The sequence below is a fragment of the Candidatus Bathyarchaeota archaeon genome, assembly GCA_026014685.1.
GTDB lineage: Archaea > Thermoproteota > Bathyarchaeia > Bathyarchaeales > Bathycorpusculaceae > Bathycorpusculum.
This window is the reverse complement of record JAOZHW010000023.1, coordinates 82513-99243: the sequence shown is the minus strand read 5'-3', so window position 1 is coordinate 99243 and position 16731 is coordinate 82513. Positions and strand designations below refer to the sequence as shown.

At 45.8% G+C, this 16731-nt stretch carries 19 protein-coding genes and 1 pseudogene; 10 read left to right on the top strand and 10 right to left on the bottom strand.

Annotation, left to right across the window (positions count from 1 at the left end; all coding sequences use genetic code 11):
* Window positions 1-12 precede the first annotated feature (12 nt).
* Entirely contained in the window at window positions 13-738 is a 726-nt protein-coding gene (locus NWE96_12505; GenBank protein MCW3984788.1) for a methyl-accepting chemotaxis protein, read from the top strand.
* 10 nt (window positions 739-748) lie between these two features.
* The gene (locus tag NWE96_12500; GenBank protein MCW3984787.1) at window positions 749-1102 is read left to right on the top strand and encodes a chemotaxis protein CheW; all 354 of its coding nucleotides are present in this window, start codon (window positions 749-751) and stop codon (window positions 1100-1102) included.
* Between the two features lie 133 nt (window positions 1103-1235).
* On the opposite strand, the gene NWE96_12495 is transcribed toward NWE96_12500, so the two are convergent.
* Entirely contained in the window at window positions 1236-1604 is a 369-nt protein-coding gene (locus NWE96_12495) for a PadR family transcriptional regulator (protein ID MCW3984786.1), read from the bottom strand.
* A gap of 359 nt (window positions 1605-1963) precedes the next feature.
* Window positions 1964-2245, bottom strand: coding sequence for a hypothetical protein (locus tag NWE96_12490; GenBank protein MCW3984785.1), 282 nt, complete (start codon window positions 2243-2245; stop codon window positions 1964-1966).
* 4 nt (window positions 2246-2249) lie between these two features.
* On the opposite strand from NWE96_12490, the gene NWE96_12485 reads away from it, so the two are divergent.
* Window positions 2250-4136 (top strand): hypothetical protein, encoded by a 1887-nt coding sequence (locus NWE96_12485; protein ID MCW3984784.1) that lies wholly within the window; start codon window positions 2250-2252, stop codon window positions 4134-4136.
* Between the two features lie 36 nt (window positions 4137-4172).
* On the opposite strand, the gene NWE96_12480 is transcribed toward NWE96_12485, so the two are convergent.
* The 3 genes from NWE96_12480 to NWE96_12470 all read right to left on the bottom strand — a co-directional run bounded on the left by NWE96_12480 (window position 4173) and on the right by NWE96_12470 (window position 7096).
* Complete coding sequence (locus NWE96_12480) at window positions 4173-6260, bottom strand: thioredoxin domain-containing protein (protein MCW3984783.1); 2088 nt, start codon at window positions 6258-6260, stop codon at window positions 4173-4175.
* A 65-nt stretch (window positions 6261-6325) separates the two neighbouring features.
* Window positions 6326-6763 carry a hypothetical protein gene (locus NWE96_12475; protein ID MCW3984782.1) on the bottom strand — a complete coding sequence of 146 codons (438 nt, stop codon included), beginning with the start codon at window positions 6761-6763 and terminating at the stop codon, window positions 6326-6328.
* A 30-nt stretch (window positions 6764-6793) separates the two neighbouring features.
* On the bottom strand, window positions 6794-7096 hold the full coding sequence (locus tag NWE96_12470; protein ID MCW3984781.1) for a winged helix-turn-helix domain-containing protein: 303 nt from the start codon (window positions 7094-7096) through the stop codon (window positions 6794-6796).
* Window positions 7097-7410: 314 nt separating this feature from the next.
* Here NWE96_12470 and NWE96_12465 point away from each other — a divergent pair, with 314 nt between their 5' ends.
* The 5 genes and pseudogenes from NWE96_12465 to NWE96_12445 all read left to right on the top strand — a co-directional run bounded on the left by NWE96_12465 (window position 7411) and on the right by NWE96_12445 (window position 12420).
* Window positions 7411-8856 carry an FtsX-like permease family protein gene (locus NWE96_12465; protein MCW3984780.1) on the top strand — a complete coding sequence of 482 codons (1446 nt, stop codon included), beginning with the start codon at window positions 7411-7413 and terminating at the stop codon, window positions 8854-8856.
* Window positions 8849-9520, top strand: a pseudogene (locus NWE96_12460) (ABC transporter ATP-binding protein). Before NWE96_12465 ends, NWE96_12460 begins: the two are co-directional and overlap by 8 nt.
* Window positions 9521-9664: 144 nt before the next feature.
* Window positions 9665-10873: a trypsin-like peptidase domain-containing protein gene (locus NWE96_12455; protein ID MCW3984779.1), complete on the top strand. Its 1209-nt coding sequence runs from the start codon at window positions 9665-9667 to the stop codon at window positions 10871-10873.
* A gap of 190 nt (window positions 10874-11063) precedes the next feature.
* Window positions 11064-11855, top strand: coding sequence for an S-methyl-5'-thioadenosine phosphorylase (mtnP, locus tag NWE96_12450; protein ID MCW3984778.1), 792 nt, complete (start codon window positions 11064-11066; stop codon window positions 11853-11855).
* A gap of 37 nt (window positions 11856-11892) precedes the next feature.
* Window positions 11893-12420 carry an adenine phosphoribosyltransferase gene (locus NWE96_12445; protein ID MCW3984777.1) on the top strand — a complete coding sequence of 176 codons (528 nt, stop codon included), beginning with the start codon at window positions 11893-11895 and terminating at the stop codon, window positions 12418-12420.
* Here the strand turns inward: NWE96_12445 and NWE96_12440 are convergent.
* Entirely contained in the window at window positions 12388-12588 is a 201-nt protein-coding gene (locus tag NWE96_12440; GenBank protein ID MCW3984776.1) for a hypothetical protein, read from the bottom strand. The two genes, NWE96_12445 and NWE96_12440, sit on opposite strands and share 33 nt — an antisense overlap.
* A gap of 108 nt (window positions 12589-12696) precedes the next feature.
* On the opposite strand from NWE96_12440, the gene NWE96_12435 reads away from it, so the two are divergent.
* Window positions 12697-12993: an Lrp/AsnC ligand binding domain-containing protein gene (locus NWE96_12435; GenBank protein MCW3984775.1), complete on the top strand. Its 297-nt coding sequence runs from the start codon at window positions 12697-12699 to the stop codon at window positions 12991-12993.
* 66 nt (window positions 12994-13059) lie between these two features.
* Window positions 13060-13329 (top strand): hypothetical protein, encoded by a 270-nt coding sequence (locus NWE96_12430; protein MCW3984774.1) that lies wholly within the window; start codon window positions 13060-13062, stop codon window positions 13327-13329.
* Here the strand turns inward: NWE96_12430 and NWE96_12425 are convergent.
* The 4 genes from NWE96_12425 to NWE96_12410 form a co-directional block, all read right to left on the bottom strand.
* A complete protein-coding gene (locus tag NWE96_12425; GenBank protein ID MCW3984773.1) occupies window positions 13322-13879 on the bottom strand; it encodes an O-acetyl-ADP-ribose deacetylase in 558 nt (185 codons plus the stop codon). The two genes, NWE96_12430 and NWE96_12425, sit on opposite strands and share 8 nt — an antisense overlap.
* Window positions 13880-13909: 30 nt before the next feature.
* A complete protein-coding gene (locus tag NWE96_12420; GenBank protein ID MCW3984772.1) occupies window positions 13910-14542 on the bottom strand; it encodes a LysE family translocator in 633 nt (210 codons plus the stop codon).
* A gap of 69 nt (window positions 14543-14611) precedes the next feature.
* Complete coding sequence (locus NWE96_12415) at window positions 14612-15190, bottom strand: DUF367 family protein (GenBank protein MCW3984771.1); 579 nt, start codon at window positions 15188-15190, stop codon at window positions 14612-14614.
* Window positions 15162-16700 carry an NAD(P)H-hydrate dehydratase gene (locus tag NWE96_12410; GenBank protein ID MCW3984770.1) on the bottom strand — a complete coding sequence of 513 codons (1539 nt, stop codon included), beginning with the start codon at window positions 16698-16700 and terminating at the stop codon, window positions 15162-15164. The genes NWE96_12415 and NWE96_12410 overlap by 29 nt, the downstream gene beginning before the upstream one ends.
* Window positions 16701-16731: the final 31 nt, after the last annotated feature.

Below are 16731 nucleotides of genomic sequence, written 5' to 3'. Positions count from 1 at the left end.
TTAAACGCGGCTATTGAGGCTGCTCGTGCTGGTGAAGCTGGCCGGGGATTCGCCGTCGTAGCCGACGCCGTTAAAGGCTTAGCGGGGCAGTCCAAGCAAGCTGCAGGCTCAGCAATCAACTTGGTCAAAAACATCAAAGAAGCAGGCAACCAAACCAGCGATATATCAAAGCAATCACAAGTCGGGGCAGAGCAGGGTGCAACCATTGTTTTGGGAGCAATTAAGGAATCTGAAGGCATCGCCAAAATCATGGGTGAAATGACAAATAAAGTCAGCAACCTAACCAACGGTGTCGAACGCGGCTTGGAAGCCATAACATCAGTTACAAAGACCATTGAGGAAGTTGCAAGTATCGCTGAGGAAAGTTCATCTGCATCTGAAGAGGCATCCTCAGCTGTAGAAGAGCAAACCGCAGCAGCACAACAAATGGCGGGTATAGCCAAAGAAGTTTCAGAAACCGCTGAACATCTAGAAACCATATCCAAAAATGTGGTTAGTAGCGCCGAAGAAGTAGAAAAACTCGCGGTGGCGGTAAGTACTGATGCTGAGAATGTTGAAAAATCCGCCAAGGAAATCGAAGTGCAGATCTCAAAGGTCTCCGAAGTCTCTGAAGCGGTTAAAAATCAAGCCGAAGATGCAATTCAGGCGGCAGAAAAAACAAACGTTAACCTACAAAAACTCGTGGAATACCGAATTAACTTGCTTAATGAACTCAAATCAAAATACAAAGTTGAGTAGGTGAAGTTTGTTGCAAACAGTTATGCAATCAGGAGACATGCAAATAGTCAACTTCACAATAGATGACGTTAACTACGGTGTTCCAGTGGAGCAAGTCCGTGAGGTCAGAGATATGCAAACTGTTACTCATGTTCCTGGTACTCCAGCGTTTGTTAAGGGCGTAACCAACCTAAGAGGTCAAATCATTACAGTTATGGATCTTCGAACGCGTTTAGGTCTACCAGAAAAAACCAACTCAGATAAAATAATCATCATCGACCTTGGAAAGCACGCCATAGGCGTATTGGTAGATTCAGTAACTGAAGTTTCAACGATACACGAGCAGGATATTGAGAAAAACTCAAGTAACCTCAACACTGGATGACGCCATTTTAGGCGTAGGTAAACAGGGAACGCGCTTAACCATCATTTTGGATATCGCAAAAACAATCGGAAAATCTCAGAAAACCAATTGATTAAGCCGAAAAATCCTCGGAGAACACCGAGGCAGCCTTTTTTTAGAGCATTAAGAATTTTTTAACGAAAATAGTCATCTGTTGGTTGAATTCTTTCATCATTTCAGTTATTACTTCAGTTCCTTGAGGTGTTAATTGATAGACTGTTTTCCGTCCATCGGATTCGCCTTTTATTAGCCCCTTCCGTTCCAATGTATAGATGGTTGCATAGACAGTGCCTGGGCTTAATATGCCGCCGAATTTGTTGTTGACAAAGGCAGTGAGGTCGTAGCCGCTTAGGTTGCTTTGTTTCTTCATTTCGATTAGTAACAGGATGTCTAGGAAACTTTTGACCACACGTGTTTCAATGTCCTTTGGTGAGTATCCACTGACATATTTCTGGGTGGTTTCTTTTTCCTTTTTGGTACTCATACGATTAGTCCCCTTTTGAAGTTTCTTAACCTATACTTTTAGATGAATTTTAACATTATTGTATGCAACGAGAAGTAATTTAGATTTTAGTTAAGCATGCAAAAATTGTGGTACTGTGTATGTTTAGCGTTTATTATTCGGTTTTCGAATATTCATTTGCAAAATAAAATCTTTAATCGCTGTATTCTTAATTCACATGTTTCAATACATTAACTAATTTGCGTATATTCACCATTCATAATACATAAAAATCGTTCTCCATAGTAATTTGCTTCTAAAGGAGCTATTGAAAATTTGATAAGTAATACTCAAAGAATAAACTTAAGCATGAATTTTCCACCCCCACCACCGCCCCCATCTCAAAGATCAAGAAAAAAAATCTTTTCACTCTTTGCAATCGTATTGATCGTCATAATCCTTGTTCCAACAGCTCTAATATTTTCAGGAACATTCAACTTAAATTCTCCGCCCTCAACGCAGCCCCCAATAAATCCCTCCTCAGGCCCCCCCGGAACATTCAACCCCACAAGCGGCGTTTCTGTTGCTTCAGGCTCAAAAGTGCCTGTTACATCCCAAACTATTGGTTCTAATGGTGGAACAATCCAAGTAACTGACACGTCAAGTCCCTTAAATGGACTCAAAATTGTGGTACCTCCAGCAGCTACATCAGAAAACATACAGTTTTCTATTAGTTACGCTGATGTCTCAAACGTTAACGGTTTACCCCAAGGCGCTTCACCTGCAAGTAAACTTATAACTATCGATGCATCAGGCTCAACAATCTTCAATAAATACGACATGTTTGACAAGCCAATCGAAGTTACCTTACCTTACGATTCTACAGTGGCAAACGACGACACCTCTCCAGTTCGGTTCTATTGGTACGATTCCCAGACGGGTAGACTAGACTCAACTGGATTTTTAAGTGAAGATACAAGTAAACACACCATCACCTTCCTTACCGCTTCATTCTCCGACTTTCTCGCTGTTGAAGTAGACATATTGCTTTCGCAACTCAGTGGAGAAACCAGCTATTCAGTTGATACAGGTTTTCGTCCATCTGCAAACGGTTGGTTCATCCCTAATTATGGTTCAGTTCAGACACCTGGCGGAATGTGTCTAGGAATGGTTAGCTACTCAAAATGGTACTATACTTACCACAAGTCAGACACAGGACTATACAGTAAATATCTGGAAGGCGACCCAGCACAATGGCGTGACGACTCTACAGCGATTCAACTAGCCGCAAGAGCTCATTTAGCAACCAGCGGCATTTGGAACTCGCTGACCACAGAGGAATACAACTGGGCGATATCTAATGCGCGGGAAGTCGGATTAAGTTGGCTATCAGGTATGATCGTTACAGGTGAACCGCAGCTAATTGGACTCAAAGCTCGAACCACTGATGGTACATGGTTAAATTACGCTCACGCAGTAATGACCTACGGTTATAAAGACGGAAGTTTCCTTATCTACGACCCTAACTTCCCGGGCTCATCACCCACAGACGCAATGCGAATGATACCTTTTGACTACAATAATGGTTTCAAAGAAATCTACGTTTCAGGAGCCACACGTGCAGACCGCCTTCAATTCAACATCTTCTATCATGCTGGCTCAAAACTTGCCTCAACACCAAGCGATTACAGTGGATTATATGATGCAGCACAGAGTAAATTCCAAGGCAGCAGTACTTTTCCAACAATCACCCTAACAGATGAAACCACAACACCCACAGGAACAACCCCGACGGACACCAACAACGATGGCATACGTGATACATCAGCGGCTAAAACAACCATATCTGGAACAATAACAGGTGGTACCCGCGCAGTAAATTCGACTCTAGTCTTTGTTTCCAACCAAAAATTTACCGCAGCAGTCGTCGATGGCGCATTCTCAATAGAAGTTCCATTGCTAGTAGGAGACAACGACATCGTGATCTTAGCAACTGATGAAAACACTTTTACTAACTGGGCAGGATTCCTTCGCGATACAATAAGATGCACTGCAAGTCCAGCTTCCTTCACAGTGACTCTATCTTGGGATCAAGATCAAAGTGATGTTGACTTGCATGTTTTAGAGCCTGGTGCAGAAGGACGACACATATACTACGGGAAAAAGGGTGATTCGCTTTCTAACCCGTACCTTGACATAGACAACACCTATGGATATGGCCCAGAACACTACTATGCTTTAGAAGGCACTACCTTGCCTGGCTCAACTAACCTCTATGGAAGATACCAGATAAGAGTCCAGTATTACGCTGATCACAGTGGCACAACAACACCGCAAACAATCACATGGCACTTAAACGTAAAATACTTGGCCTTCAAGGATCCTACGACTGGACAAGAATACTGGATTGAGCAATCTAGAGACGGCGTGCTATCGACGCCAAATAGTTGGAATTCAGGAGATTTTAGTTCGACTGACGCGTCATGGTCAAACGTTTGGACTATAGACTACTCGGCGCCTGACCCAGCTAATTACGGTATTCCAGCGCCACCCCAAAATAGGTTCACAAACTAAAGAGCCCAATCTTGGGCCTTCTCTTCTTTTTTTGAATTATTTTTGTTTATCTGACTCTAAATACTCAAGCATGATTTTTTTGTCGTTGGTGGGTGTCATACAGGTTTGGTTTACGCAGACGTAGGCTGTAGCTTTTCCCTCAATCAAATCGTAGCTTGAGCCAATAGTTGCTGATTTAGCCACCTGCGGAGTCCATAACCGAACCGTCAAGTTAGGCAGATACCTTTCTCTTAGGGCTTTAAGCATAGCCTGCGTATCTTTTTCTGTAATTTCGCCAGCTAAAACAACATTCTGTGAGGGCCCCAAAACGAAATCCAACCCCGAGAGCATAAAGGTATGTCCCATCGGATACCCCTTGAGGTCCTCTCCAAAAGCGCTAAGCATCTTGTTAGCGTACTGCTCAAAGGATACTTCGCCGCTTAAACGGGCCAGCCGCAGCAAATCAAGGAGCGCAACAGAATTCCCCGAGGGTACCGCGCCATCGTAGGTCTGCTTCATTCGTGGAACCTCCGTGGCTGTTTTGGGCGTGAAGTAGAAGCCACCGTTGGTGTCGTCCCAGAAATCTTCGATCATTGTTTTAGTCAAACCGATAGCCTTCTGCAGGTACTTCTCGTTAAAGTCTGCCTCGTAGAGCTCGATTAACCCCCAAATCATCATTGCATAGTCATCTAGGAAGCCCAAGACGGCGCTTTCGCCTTTTGCGTACCTGTGGTAGAGCCGCCCATCTGCAGTTTGCATGGTGCTTAAGAGAAAATCCACTGCTTTCTCTGCAGCTAAAAGGTATTTTTGTTCCCCAAAAACCTCGCCTGCCCTCGCCAACGCTGCGATGGTTAAACCGTTCCAGTCCAAAAGCACTTTGTCATCTCTGGCAGGTCGCACCCGTTTTGAGCGTTCAGCAAAAAGCAGGTTAACAATTTTTCCCAATTTCCCAATCACTTGGTCAACGGTTAAACCAGTTTGTGACGCCATTTGATCCAGTGGCACAGCGAGGTGTAGGATGTTTTTGCCGTTCCCGCCTTTGAATGGTTCACTGTAGTTGCCCAAGGCTTTAACGCCGAAGATTTGAATGGCGAAATCTGCGAGGTCAGCTGGAAGTGTCTGCTTTAGTTCGTCTTGAGTCCAGAGGTAGAATTTGCCTTCTTCTCCCTCGCTATCCGCGTCTTCGGCGGAGTAGAAGCCGCCCTCTGGAGAGGTGAGTTCACGCAGGACATAGTCGAGTGTTTCTTTTGCTGTGACTTTAAACCTGGGCGCACCTGATAGCTGTAAGGCTTCGACGTAGGTAAGCGCAAGTAAGGCTTGGTCATAGAGCATTTTTTCAAAATGGGGCACCAGCCAGTGAGCGTCTGTTGAGTACCGATGGAAACCTAAACCGACTTGATCGAAAATGCCGCCTAAACGCATCGCACGCAAGGTCTTGTCAACCATGCTCCACGCCGAATTCTGCTTAGTCCTAACGTAGTAGCGCATTAGAAACAGCAGGTTATGGGGTGAGGGGAATTTGGGTGCTGACCCGAACCCGCCTTTTTCATGGTCAAAAGCCAAAAACAACTGATCAAATGCTTCATCAAGTACAGATATTCCCAACTCGCCTTCATGTTTCGATACGGGCTGCATGCTGATTTGTTCTGTGATTTCTTGTCCCATAGCTTCGAGTTCAACTCGACGGTTTTTCCAAATCTGCTGAATCTGAGGAACCAAGCTTAGCATGCCTACTGTGCCGTAGTTGTTGTCTTTTGGGATGTAGCTGGCGACAAAAAACGGTTTCTTGTCGGGGGTGGTGACCACGTTTAGGGGCCAACCGCAGTTTCTGCCCATAGCTTGACAAGCCGCCATGTAAACGGCGTCTATGTCGGGTCGTTCTTCGCGGTCAACCTTTATGCATACAAACGCTTTGTTCATCAACTCCGCTACCTGCTCGTCCTCAAAGGATTCTTTCTCCATCACGTGGCACCAGTGGCAGGTTGAATACCCGATTGAAACAAAAACAGGTTTATCCTCTGCTTTCGCCTTCTCGAATGCCTCTTCTCCCCATGGGTACCAGTCAACGGGGTTGTAGGCATGTTGAAGCAGATAGGGGCTTTTTTGGTTGATTAGCTTGTTAGCTTTTCGATTTTGAACCGACAAAAGACTGTTCCTCTAAAAACAGTATGTTTCGCTGCTTATTAGAGGTTAACCAAAAAAGGTAGGTGTTAGTATTTGACACTTAGGTAGAAGAGTACCAGCAACGCCGCCATCTCAAACAGGTCAGGCAGGAACGCGAAGGGCCCCAGTCCAAACATGCCAAAGCCAGCTAAACCTATGATGAAGGGGCTCCATGCGATGTCTTTTATGAGGAAGAAGGTGGCGAACAGTGTTAATCCGATGGTGAATTCTGATTTAGTTTTGAGGTAAATCCCCACGTAGTTGAAGATTAGAACCACTGTTAGGACAATGTTTACGGTTGAGAGGATGGTTCTTGCGGTGTAATACAACTCTATGTCACCTGGGTTAACCATGGTGGCTCTTCGTGAAAACGGGAAACCGAAGCCTTGTTCTAGAAATTGATAGGACGTCATAACAAATGCTAGAAGTGCGGATAACCCTATCAAAACCGCAAGCAGTATCGCAATCATTCTTTTTCTATTCATTACCTGAACCCTCTTTGTGTTCTCCTTTTATTACTTTTTCCCGATTTTATTCACAATCTCCTCAAACAAAGCATAGTTGTCCTCTAGCATCTGCGAAAGAAAATAGGTTGCACCGTATCGGTCGCCAACAGAAGTTAACATTTTGTTCTTCTCTAGAACCTCAAGGTGGTGACGCATCGTCTTGTAATCCATCTGAAGCAGGGTTGCTAGTTGATTTGCGTTTTGAGGTGACACTTTTAGTGTTTCGATTATTTTTGCACGAGTCGGCCCGCCTCTGGTACCCGCGATGAGCCAGCCCAGGAGGTATTTTAGTGAACGTGCATTCGCTGACAGTTTCCTACCGCTCCGTGCGATGAATTAAGGGAACTGTTTGTTAACTTGAGGTTATAAAGTTGTGCCCAAATTGAAATCCCATCCAGTCAAATTAATATAAAAAAATTCTGAATCGAATTTGCGGGGATTTTGTGGTGGTTATTGATTGGGGATAGATTTGGGTAAATCGTTTAATAATAAATCCCGCTAAAATGGGCGCAGACAACCAAGAAGGGACGTGAATTACAATTTGGTCATAAGCCCAAACTGCCCAAAATACCCCTTCATTTTCCTTCTTGGTTGTCTCGAATTTACAATAAAACCAAGTGATGTATATGGGAATAATTAGTCGCGCATTACGTAACCTCTCAAGACGAAAAACACGAGCTCTGCTAGTAATTGTTGCCTTAAGCATTTCATTATCGATTATGGTTTCGATTCCTGCAGGTTTAATGGCTAATCAGGAGTCAACCAGTGCAATGGCTAACAATCTAGGAAACACAATCACACAAACAAGCCAGTCCATCAATCAAACATTAAGTCAAATAGATGTTTCTATGTCCGCTAATTTTGCGGGCTTTGGTTTTAGTCAAGCCGCCACGCCGTCGCCCAACACAAACGATAGAACCGGTGGCTCGAGTAGTGGCGGGTCAAGTTCTGGTGCTACTGGACCTCAGAATTTTGGTGGATTCGGAGGTGCTGGTGGGGGTCAGTTCGGTGCCGCTGCAGGTACAGCTTCTCCCATGAATCAAAGTCTATATTCTGATATTGCAAACATTAACGGTGTAGCCGCTGTAGAGGAGATACTCACGGCTTCTCAGGGCAGCAGCAACCGAACAACTACTTTCATGGGTCGAACCTTCACTACTTTAATAGTTGACTACACGATTCAAGGGATTCCTTTAGTCTCTGAATTGGTTGATAATTACTCGATATTACCAACAAACATTACTTCTGGAAGAAACCTCCAAGCAGGTGAAAGTGGAGTTGTCCTGCTAAGTCTGAACAACTCGAAATTCTTCAATGTCGGAGTCGGCGACGAAGTCACGATTGTGAACGAAACCTTTACGGTAGTTGGTATTTACTCTCCTTCTTCAACTGAGAACATTCAGTCACTTTACATGAACCTCTCTGACGCTCAACGAATCACAAACAACACCGGCTACATAACGAGCCTGAAAGTTTTCACTACAAACAGCGAAGTTGTAGATTCGGTTGCAAGCAGCATATCTTCCCTACACCCCGAATTGTCCGTAACCACCCAGCAGGATCGCCTTGACCAACTACAGCGGCAGCAAGCAATGTACGAAGAAGCTTTAGCGAGCGCCCAATCCTCTCTGGCGGCAACCGAGGCAACGGCAATTCAAGAAATAATCGTAGTCGTGGCTGCAACCAGCCTCATTGTGTTGTTCGTGATGCTGTACACTGTTAGGGAACGGACTAAAGAAATTGGGACACTCAAAGCAATCGGTTTCAGCAACAAAGTGGTTATGGGGCAATTCCTCGTCGAAGGTTTGCTTCTTAGTACAATCGCAGGGGTTGTAGGTATCGCTATAGCCGCTTTCGCAGCGCCGACTTTGTCGTCCCTGTTACTACCAACCGTTGGAACTCAGATGGGTTTCATGAATATAGCAACGGGTAGTGCTACTACTGTGACTTTGAGTACAACCCTTATGCTAGAAGCTTTGGGTGCAGCCGTGTTACTCGGGGTTGTGGGCACGCTTTACCCTGCGTGGAGAGCAGCAAAAATTAGACCTGCGGAGGCGATGAAATATGAGTAAACCTGTACTGCAAATAGAAAACCTAAACAAAACCTACATGCTAGGCAAACGCCCAGTCAACGCCCTCACCAACCTGAACTTGACCGTGAACAAAGGCGAATTCATAGCCATCATGGGCCCATCAGGGTCAGGCAAAACTACTCTGCTGAACATGATCGGATGCATCGACAAACCCACTGAAGGAACCGTAATATTAGACGACATAAATGTTACAAAAACCCCTGAAGACAAACTCTACAAGGTACGTCGCGACAAGATGGGCTTCATCTTCCAATCCTTCAACCTACTTCCATACCTAAACGCCAGAGAAAACGTAGAATTACCTATGGAAGGCAAAATCAAAAGCAGAGAAGAACGCAGGAAACGGGCAAGTGAACTCCTCAATTTGGTTGGGTTATCTGGCAGGGAGAACCATAGACCGCAAAGACTCAGCCAAGGCGAGCAGCAACGCGTCGCAATCGCAAGGGCGTTAGCAAACGACCCCGCTATAATCCTTGCTGATGAACCCACAGGCAACCTTGACACAAAAAACAAGCAAGAAATCATAAAACTCCTAGCCAACCTAAACCTGAATCAAGGAACAACTATCATAATGGTAACTCATGATACTAATGCTGCAATGCATACCGAGCGCATGCTTTTACTCAAAGATGGCAAAATAGTTAAAGAGAAGGAAGGTCTGCATCTAGCAAAGAAGAACAGCAAATGTCCTCACTGTGGTGCACCAATCAAAATGACTGACGACAATTGCCCTGCATGCAAGAAGCCGCTGTTCCAAACTGACGAACTATTTGCCTCTTAGTGGTGAATGATGGAGTCACAACCAGAAACACAACCTACAATTTTTCCCTCTATTCCCCCTCCTCCCGTCGAAAAAAAGAGACGGTTTAGCGGCGTAGTGTTAGTTGTGCTTCTTTTGGTGGGTTTAGTTGCAGGAGGTTTAATCGGCTACGCAGTTACCTATAACGATTTTAACAGTAAACTCACTAATTTGCAGTCACAGCTTGGCATGTCTCAAGGCAGCGGCGGTTCAACCTTTCTTTTAAACGAAAACGTCTCACTCGCAACGCTTTATTCAAACGTGAAATCCTCAGTCGTTGTCATTCAGAACTTAGCACCAGGTTTCACCATGTTTGGTCAACGAATTTACACGCTTCAACAAGGTTCAGGTTTTGTAGCTGAAGTTAACAGCCGTCCTTATGTAGTAACTAACAATCATGTTGTTACGGGAACAATAAACGTAACAGTGACCTTTTCTGATGGCAACAGCTACCCCGCAACAATCGTAGGGCAAGACCCTAAAGCGGACATAGCTGTTCTTTCAGTTACCTCTATGCCTAGCGGCGTGAAAGCGTTGCCGCTTGTTAGCTCATTAACCCTCAACGTAGGCGACCCCGTTGTGGCGGTTGGCACCCCTTACGGTTTGTCAGGAACGTTAACCACGGGTATAATCAGCGCTTTAGGCAGAACAATAACGGTGGGTTCGGATAACCAAATAATACCTGACACAATCCAAACCAGCACGCCTATAAACTCTGGGAACTCGGGTGGGCCCCTCATCAACTACGCTGGGCAAGTAGTTGGAATAACGACTGCCGGTATCAGCAACTCGGAGGGGTTAGGCTTCGCCATACCCTCATCCACCTTGATGCGTGTGTTGCCTTCGCTTGTTAGTTCAGGCAGCTACGACCAGCACCCCTCCATAAACACCGTGGGAACTGACATGAATTACCCAATCGCTCAAGCTATGGGTGCACCAGTTACATACGGCTACCTCGTGGAAAGCGTATCAGCACAAAATGGACTACAGGGCGGAAACACAGTCAAAGCAGTTCTCAACAAAAACGTTGTTGTCGGTGGCGACATCATAGTGGCCATAGGCAACACGCGCATCGCAAACACGGACGATTTGCTATCTTACCTTGAACGCCATACGCTTCCCGGACAAACAGTTACCTTCACAGTAGTACGGAATGGCCAAACACAGAGTGTGCAGGTAACTATCGGTAAAGCCTAAAATTTCGGCTTTATATAAGGGAGGGGAGGTACCGCGTGAGAGGTCACGTGATTTTCAATGTTGTTTGTTGTTCACTGAACTGTTGGTTGCTTTCGTTTTCGCCTTTAAAGAAAGAGCCTATTGAAAATTCACATCTATCAAGCTAAGGCTTGCGGTATTTTTATAAGTCCAGCGCCGAAATTAGCTTTTTATGCAAGCTGAATTTGGAGTAATCGGCGGAACAGGTCTCTACGACCCCAAACTTCTCAAAAACATCCAAGAAATCACGGTAGACACACCTTACGGGAAACCCTCAGACGCTATAACAATCGGCGAACTAGGCGGCAAAACCGTGGCGTTTCTGCCCCGCCATGGAAAACTGCACACTATACGCCCCACAGACCTAAACGTAAGAGCCAACATATGGGCGTTCAAACGTTTAGGCGTCAAACGTATACTTGCAGCCTCAACCGTGGGTTCATTGAGGGAGGATTATCAGCCCGGTGACATTGTCTTTGCTGACCAATTCATCGACCGAACCACCCGCAGAGAACAATCCTTCTACACTGCCGCGGAAGGCAAAGTATGCCACATATCAGTCGCGGAACCCATGTGCCCCCAACTGCATAAAACGGTAATCGAGGTTGCTGAAAACCTAAAAATCAAGATGCACCCAACCGGCACATACGTCTGCATCGAAGGACCCCGCTTCTCCACCAAAGCAGAATCCAAAATGTACCAGCAATGGGGTGCAGACATCATCGGCATGACCATGGTTCCCGAAGTTGTCTTGGCAAGGGAAGCGGAAATATGCTACACCAACATCTCCACGGTCACAGACTATGACTGCTGGAAAGAACACGCCGTATGCGTAGACGACATCGTCACAACCATGCGAAAAAACATAGAAAACGTCAAACGCATAATAGCAGAAACCGTAGCAAAAACGCCACGCGAATGCAGCTGTCAATGTGGACACGCATTAAGCGGCGCCTTCGCATAACAGGAGATAGAGTTGAATGAAAAAGACAGACCAAAAAATCAACCTAAAAAACAAAATCCGAAGAATCCCCGAATTCAAAGGCGTAGTCTTCTGGGACATAACCACCCTGCTAAAAGACCCCGCCTGCTTCAAAGAAACCATAAAACAACTAGCTGACCACTACCGTGACAAAAAAATCGACGTCATAGTCTCCAACGAAGCCCGCGGCTTCATCATCGGCGCGCCACTCGCATACGAGTTAGGTGTTGGGTTTGTACCCATTCGCAAAAAAGGCAAACTACCCTACAAATGCCTAGACTACACCTACCAAACTGAATACAGCACTGACACCATCCAAATACACGAAGACGCAATCCGCAAAGGTCAGAACGTACTCATCATCGACGACTTGTTGGCTACTGGCGGAACCGTCAAAGCCAACGTGGAACTGGTCGAGAAGTTAGGCGGCAAAGTAGTAGGAATAGGTTTTCTCATCGAGCTTGGATATTTAGGCGGCAGGAAACTGCTCGGCGATAAGCATGAAATCTACTCTTTAGTAGAGTACAAAACGCCGTCTGACGTTTAACGTTGAGGTTTGGGCTTGGCTTAGAAAGCACAAGTCAAGCGCCCATTCCTCCACTTCCTCCCTGCTGGCGAAAAAAATAATTGCGAATGGCCCAACTGCTTTTCTTGCGCTTTCCGCAGTGGCTAAAAGCGGGTTTTCGCCAAGCCCGCAGCTGTTTATGAGCTGCATAATAGGTTACACTTGGCGATTTTATATCACTTTGTTGTTGTAGCAAGACAGCAACGCACACTTAATACCTAAACTGGGCAAAGTAGTTGTCAGATAGGAGTTGACAGTTTGGAAACCGTTTTTGCTGACCAACAAGAAACCATAGGCACTCAAGCCTCAACCGAGGCTTTGAAGACTAAAAGAAGCGCCTTTATTTTTATAACCGCAGACTCAGAGCTTAGCCGTATCGCACTCGATGATCTGCGCAAAATCAGCGGTGTAGAAGAGGTTTATCTCTCACGTGGCGCATATGACCTTGTAGCTAAAGTTAACGGGGACTCATTGGAGTACATTCGTGAATACATACTTAAGCAGATTAGAAGGATAAACAGCGTAAGATCAACTTTGACTCTTACGGTAGTTTAAACCGCAAACTGTGATTGCCATCTGCCTCCAACAAGAAGCATTAAACAAGTTTAAGGTTATCATATTTTGGAAGTAGATTTTTTGCCCAGATACTTGGTTAACTCTGCGATTCTAAGTCCTTCAAAAGACGCAAAAAGCTGCGCAGAGGGCGCTGCCAAAATGCTTGCCAGAGGCAAAATCAAAGGAATCGAAGCGAAATCATGCTATTGTTGCACCAACGAGAACCGCGCTGCGTTCATAATTGAAGGTCCAAGTCAAGAGGCTATTTTAGAAACCATGCAAGAGCAACTCAACATACCTGTAGCTTCAATAAGCGAAATCCAAGAAGTCACATAGTTTTGATGTTCTCTTTTGCTGCTTGAGCATAGATGTCAAAGTCATGCTGCAAAAACAAAACCAACACAACCCGCTCAAGTCTATCTTCGGACTTCAAGTAATCCCTAACGGCAGCAACCGCAACTCTGCTGGCTTCTTCCTTTGGATACCCATAAGTCCCTGTACTAATCGAGGGAAACGCAACAGATTTTAGCCCTTTAGCAGCGGCAAGCTTGAGAGAATTCCAATACGCCCGCCTAAGCAGCTTGGCCTCGTCATGGACTCCACCCCGCCAAATCGGCCCCACAGTATGAATCACGAATTTGGCTTTAAGGTTCCCACCTGAAGTTATCACAGCGTTGCCTGTAGGTAATCCGTCTGGCCACTCCAGTTCACGGATCCGTTTGCATTCCTCGAGAATCTTGGGGCCACCTTTGCTGTGTATGGCTCCATCTACACCAGCGCCGCCTAGAAGGGTCGAGTTTGCAGCGTTAACCACTGCGTCCGCTTCAACTTCGGTTATGTCGCCTTTGATCAATTGTAGGGTTGCGTTTCCAACTTTAAATTCCATAAACACCACTACTGCATGCAGTCTATTTAACTATGCTAACAGCGACCACACCGCTGACCCCATAAAGAAAGCGCCGAATCCGATGAAGACCGCTACACAGAACAGCGTAATCCCCATTCGAACGCGATCATTCCAGAAGCGCTGAGACTTAAAAATCAGAAAAGCCGCAGCCGTGTACCATGCGAAGTCGCAGAACCAATGCACACCCGCAAAAATGGAGAAACCCAACAAGCCAAACAGCTTGGCGTTTAAAATCAAAGCTGTACCGATTGTTAGCCACCACAAAATGAAGCCTGCATTCGCCGCTGTAGTGTAGACGCCTGCGAAAACAGAATCCCGTTTAGGACTCACCAAGGCATCTTCCCGTTTATGCCTGCCCCGAAAAGCCTGTACACCCATAAAAATCATCAATGCACCTCCAACTAAACCAACGGCAACCTGCGCCAAAGTGGGAATCTCAAATTGGCTTAACACAAAGAAAATCAGAAACATCAACGGAAACTCTACCAGTCCATGTCCGACTGCGATTAGCGCTCCTGAAATCTTGCTGGTGGCTGCTTTCTTTATTGTAGCCGCAAACAGTGGTCCAGGCATAAGTACCCCTGAAAGCGAAATTAACAACACTGAGGAAAGGAACAATGAAAAGTCAGTGATGTACTCCACCTGTGGTTCTCCTAGACGTTTTTCAAAGATTTTTCGAAGCTATAAGGATTCAGGAAACGCAGACATAATCTATTGGTCTTTTTTGCCCTTCAAAAGACGCTTCTGCATCTCAACAATGTCCGCGCTATCCTTTGCAGTCACATAATTATCCAGCAGCATCTGATTAAGCTCAAAGAAGGTATGCCCCCAAGGAAAAATCGACAAAACTTTCTCTGCTTCCACCGTGAACCCTGCAATGTAAAGCGCAGCCGCAATAGCTTCAGCGGTTGACAGCTTGGTGAGTTTCCCAAAGTTAACAGGGTTACCTGCAATCAATATAGGTAAACATCGGCTGGTGCCCCGAACGTGGTCGCCCATAATTTTTTGGGCGTGCTCCCAACTGCAATCCAACGCGGCAATGCCAAACTGCTCTACTCGCTCGCGGTCAGCTGGAGAAAAAGCAATTTCACCAAAGGGATTTAAAACGATGGCTCGCTTGGGAAGAAACCTGGCCTTAGAGACGATTCTTGCGTATCCTCGGCGTTTGAGTCGAAGGGCGGTGTTCTTTTTGGGGTCATCTTGGGCAGCATGATAAATAGAAATCCTGACCGAAAGAAGTGGCTGTTGCTGATCTTTGGGGTCAGTTTCCAGTTTTGCGCACCTGCACATGGCTCATTGGGTCTTCAAACACCTTTGGAATCCAATCGATGAGGTCGGTTGCAACCATGTGGTAACCGATCTCGCCTGCAACAAAGTCGCCAGCTGCACCGTTAACAAAAGCACCCGCTACAGCAGCCTCAAACGGCTCAACACGCTGCGCCATCAAACCAGCCACGATACCTGCCAAGACGTCTCCTGTGCCACCTACAGTCATGCCAGAGTTACCAGTGAAATTGAGTTTAATGCGTTCAATGTCGCAGATGATGTCTACTTTGCCTTTTACAAGTATGGTCGCTTCGAGTTTCTTGGCGTTTTTCTGAACCATAGCTATCCGCTCTTCTAGATTTTCAGGAAGCGATTCACCTGTGAGTATGGCGAATTCGCCTCCATGTGGTGTCAAAACGAGTGGCACCTTCAATGGGCGTTTGAACTTTGCGAATGCTTTCAGCCCATCAGCATCAAGCAATAGCGGTTTTCCAGCCTTTTCAATCTCGCTTATGCATGCTTTGGCGAACTCTTGGGTTTCAAGGTTTAACCCCATGCCAGGTCCCATGGCAACGGCGTCAACCATTTCTATGTATGGTTTGAGGGTTTTGAGGTTGCCTGAATTGAGGTTGTTGCCTTCCAACTTTACTGTTATCAAATCGGGTGACATCGACGAAATCTCGTAGGCGTTGTTTTGGGGCGTAGCAAGATAAACCAAGTCCACACCTGTCCGCATAGCCGCCAACGAAACCAAGACGGGTGCGCCAGAATAGACTTCGCTCCCACCAATAACCAGCAACCGCCCAAAGTCGCCTTTATGCCCCTCTGGACTTCGCGGTTTTGAAGCTAAAAGAACATCGCCCGGACCCGCAAACCGCTCTAACTCAAAGGGTAATCCGATGCTGCCGACGACGATTTCGCCCGTGTATTTTTTGGCGTTTTCCATTCCTTTTTTGGCTCTATGGAAAGTCACGGTTAAATCAGCTTTGGCAGCGCAGCCTAAAACGTCGCCGGTGTCAGAATCGATACCTGTGGGGACATCTACGGCAACCTTGAAGCCGCTTAATCCATTGATGCAGTTGACGACTTGGGCAACCGGATTTTTAAGTTTCCCTTTTGTTCCTGTACCCAGTAATGCGTCTACAATTACATCAGCTTTAACATCAGGTATGGCTAAGCTGTCAGTAATTTCAAGGATCGGTACTTCCCTCTGCAGAGATTGAAGAATTTCAAAGTTCTTCAAGGCTGCTTCGTGGCTGATGTCGCGACCCTTTCCCACCAAAATGACAGTAACATCAAAACCTTCAGCCAACAGGTGCCTAGCAGCAACAAACCCGTCTCCGCCATTACCGCCCAAACCGCAAAAGATTGCAACTTTTTTGTTTTTAGGAAAGCGCGAAACCACTTCATGGGCTACGTTATGTCCTGCTAACTCCATCAACTGAAGCAGGCTTATGCCGAAGTATTCTGCGTTTACTTCCAAGGTTCGCATTTCGCGGCTTGAAATGTAGCTGTTTTTGTTTTTTGGTTGCATACTGAGCGCCTTGTTAGTATTGGTTTCTTTA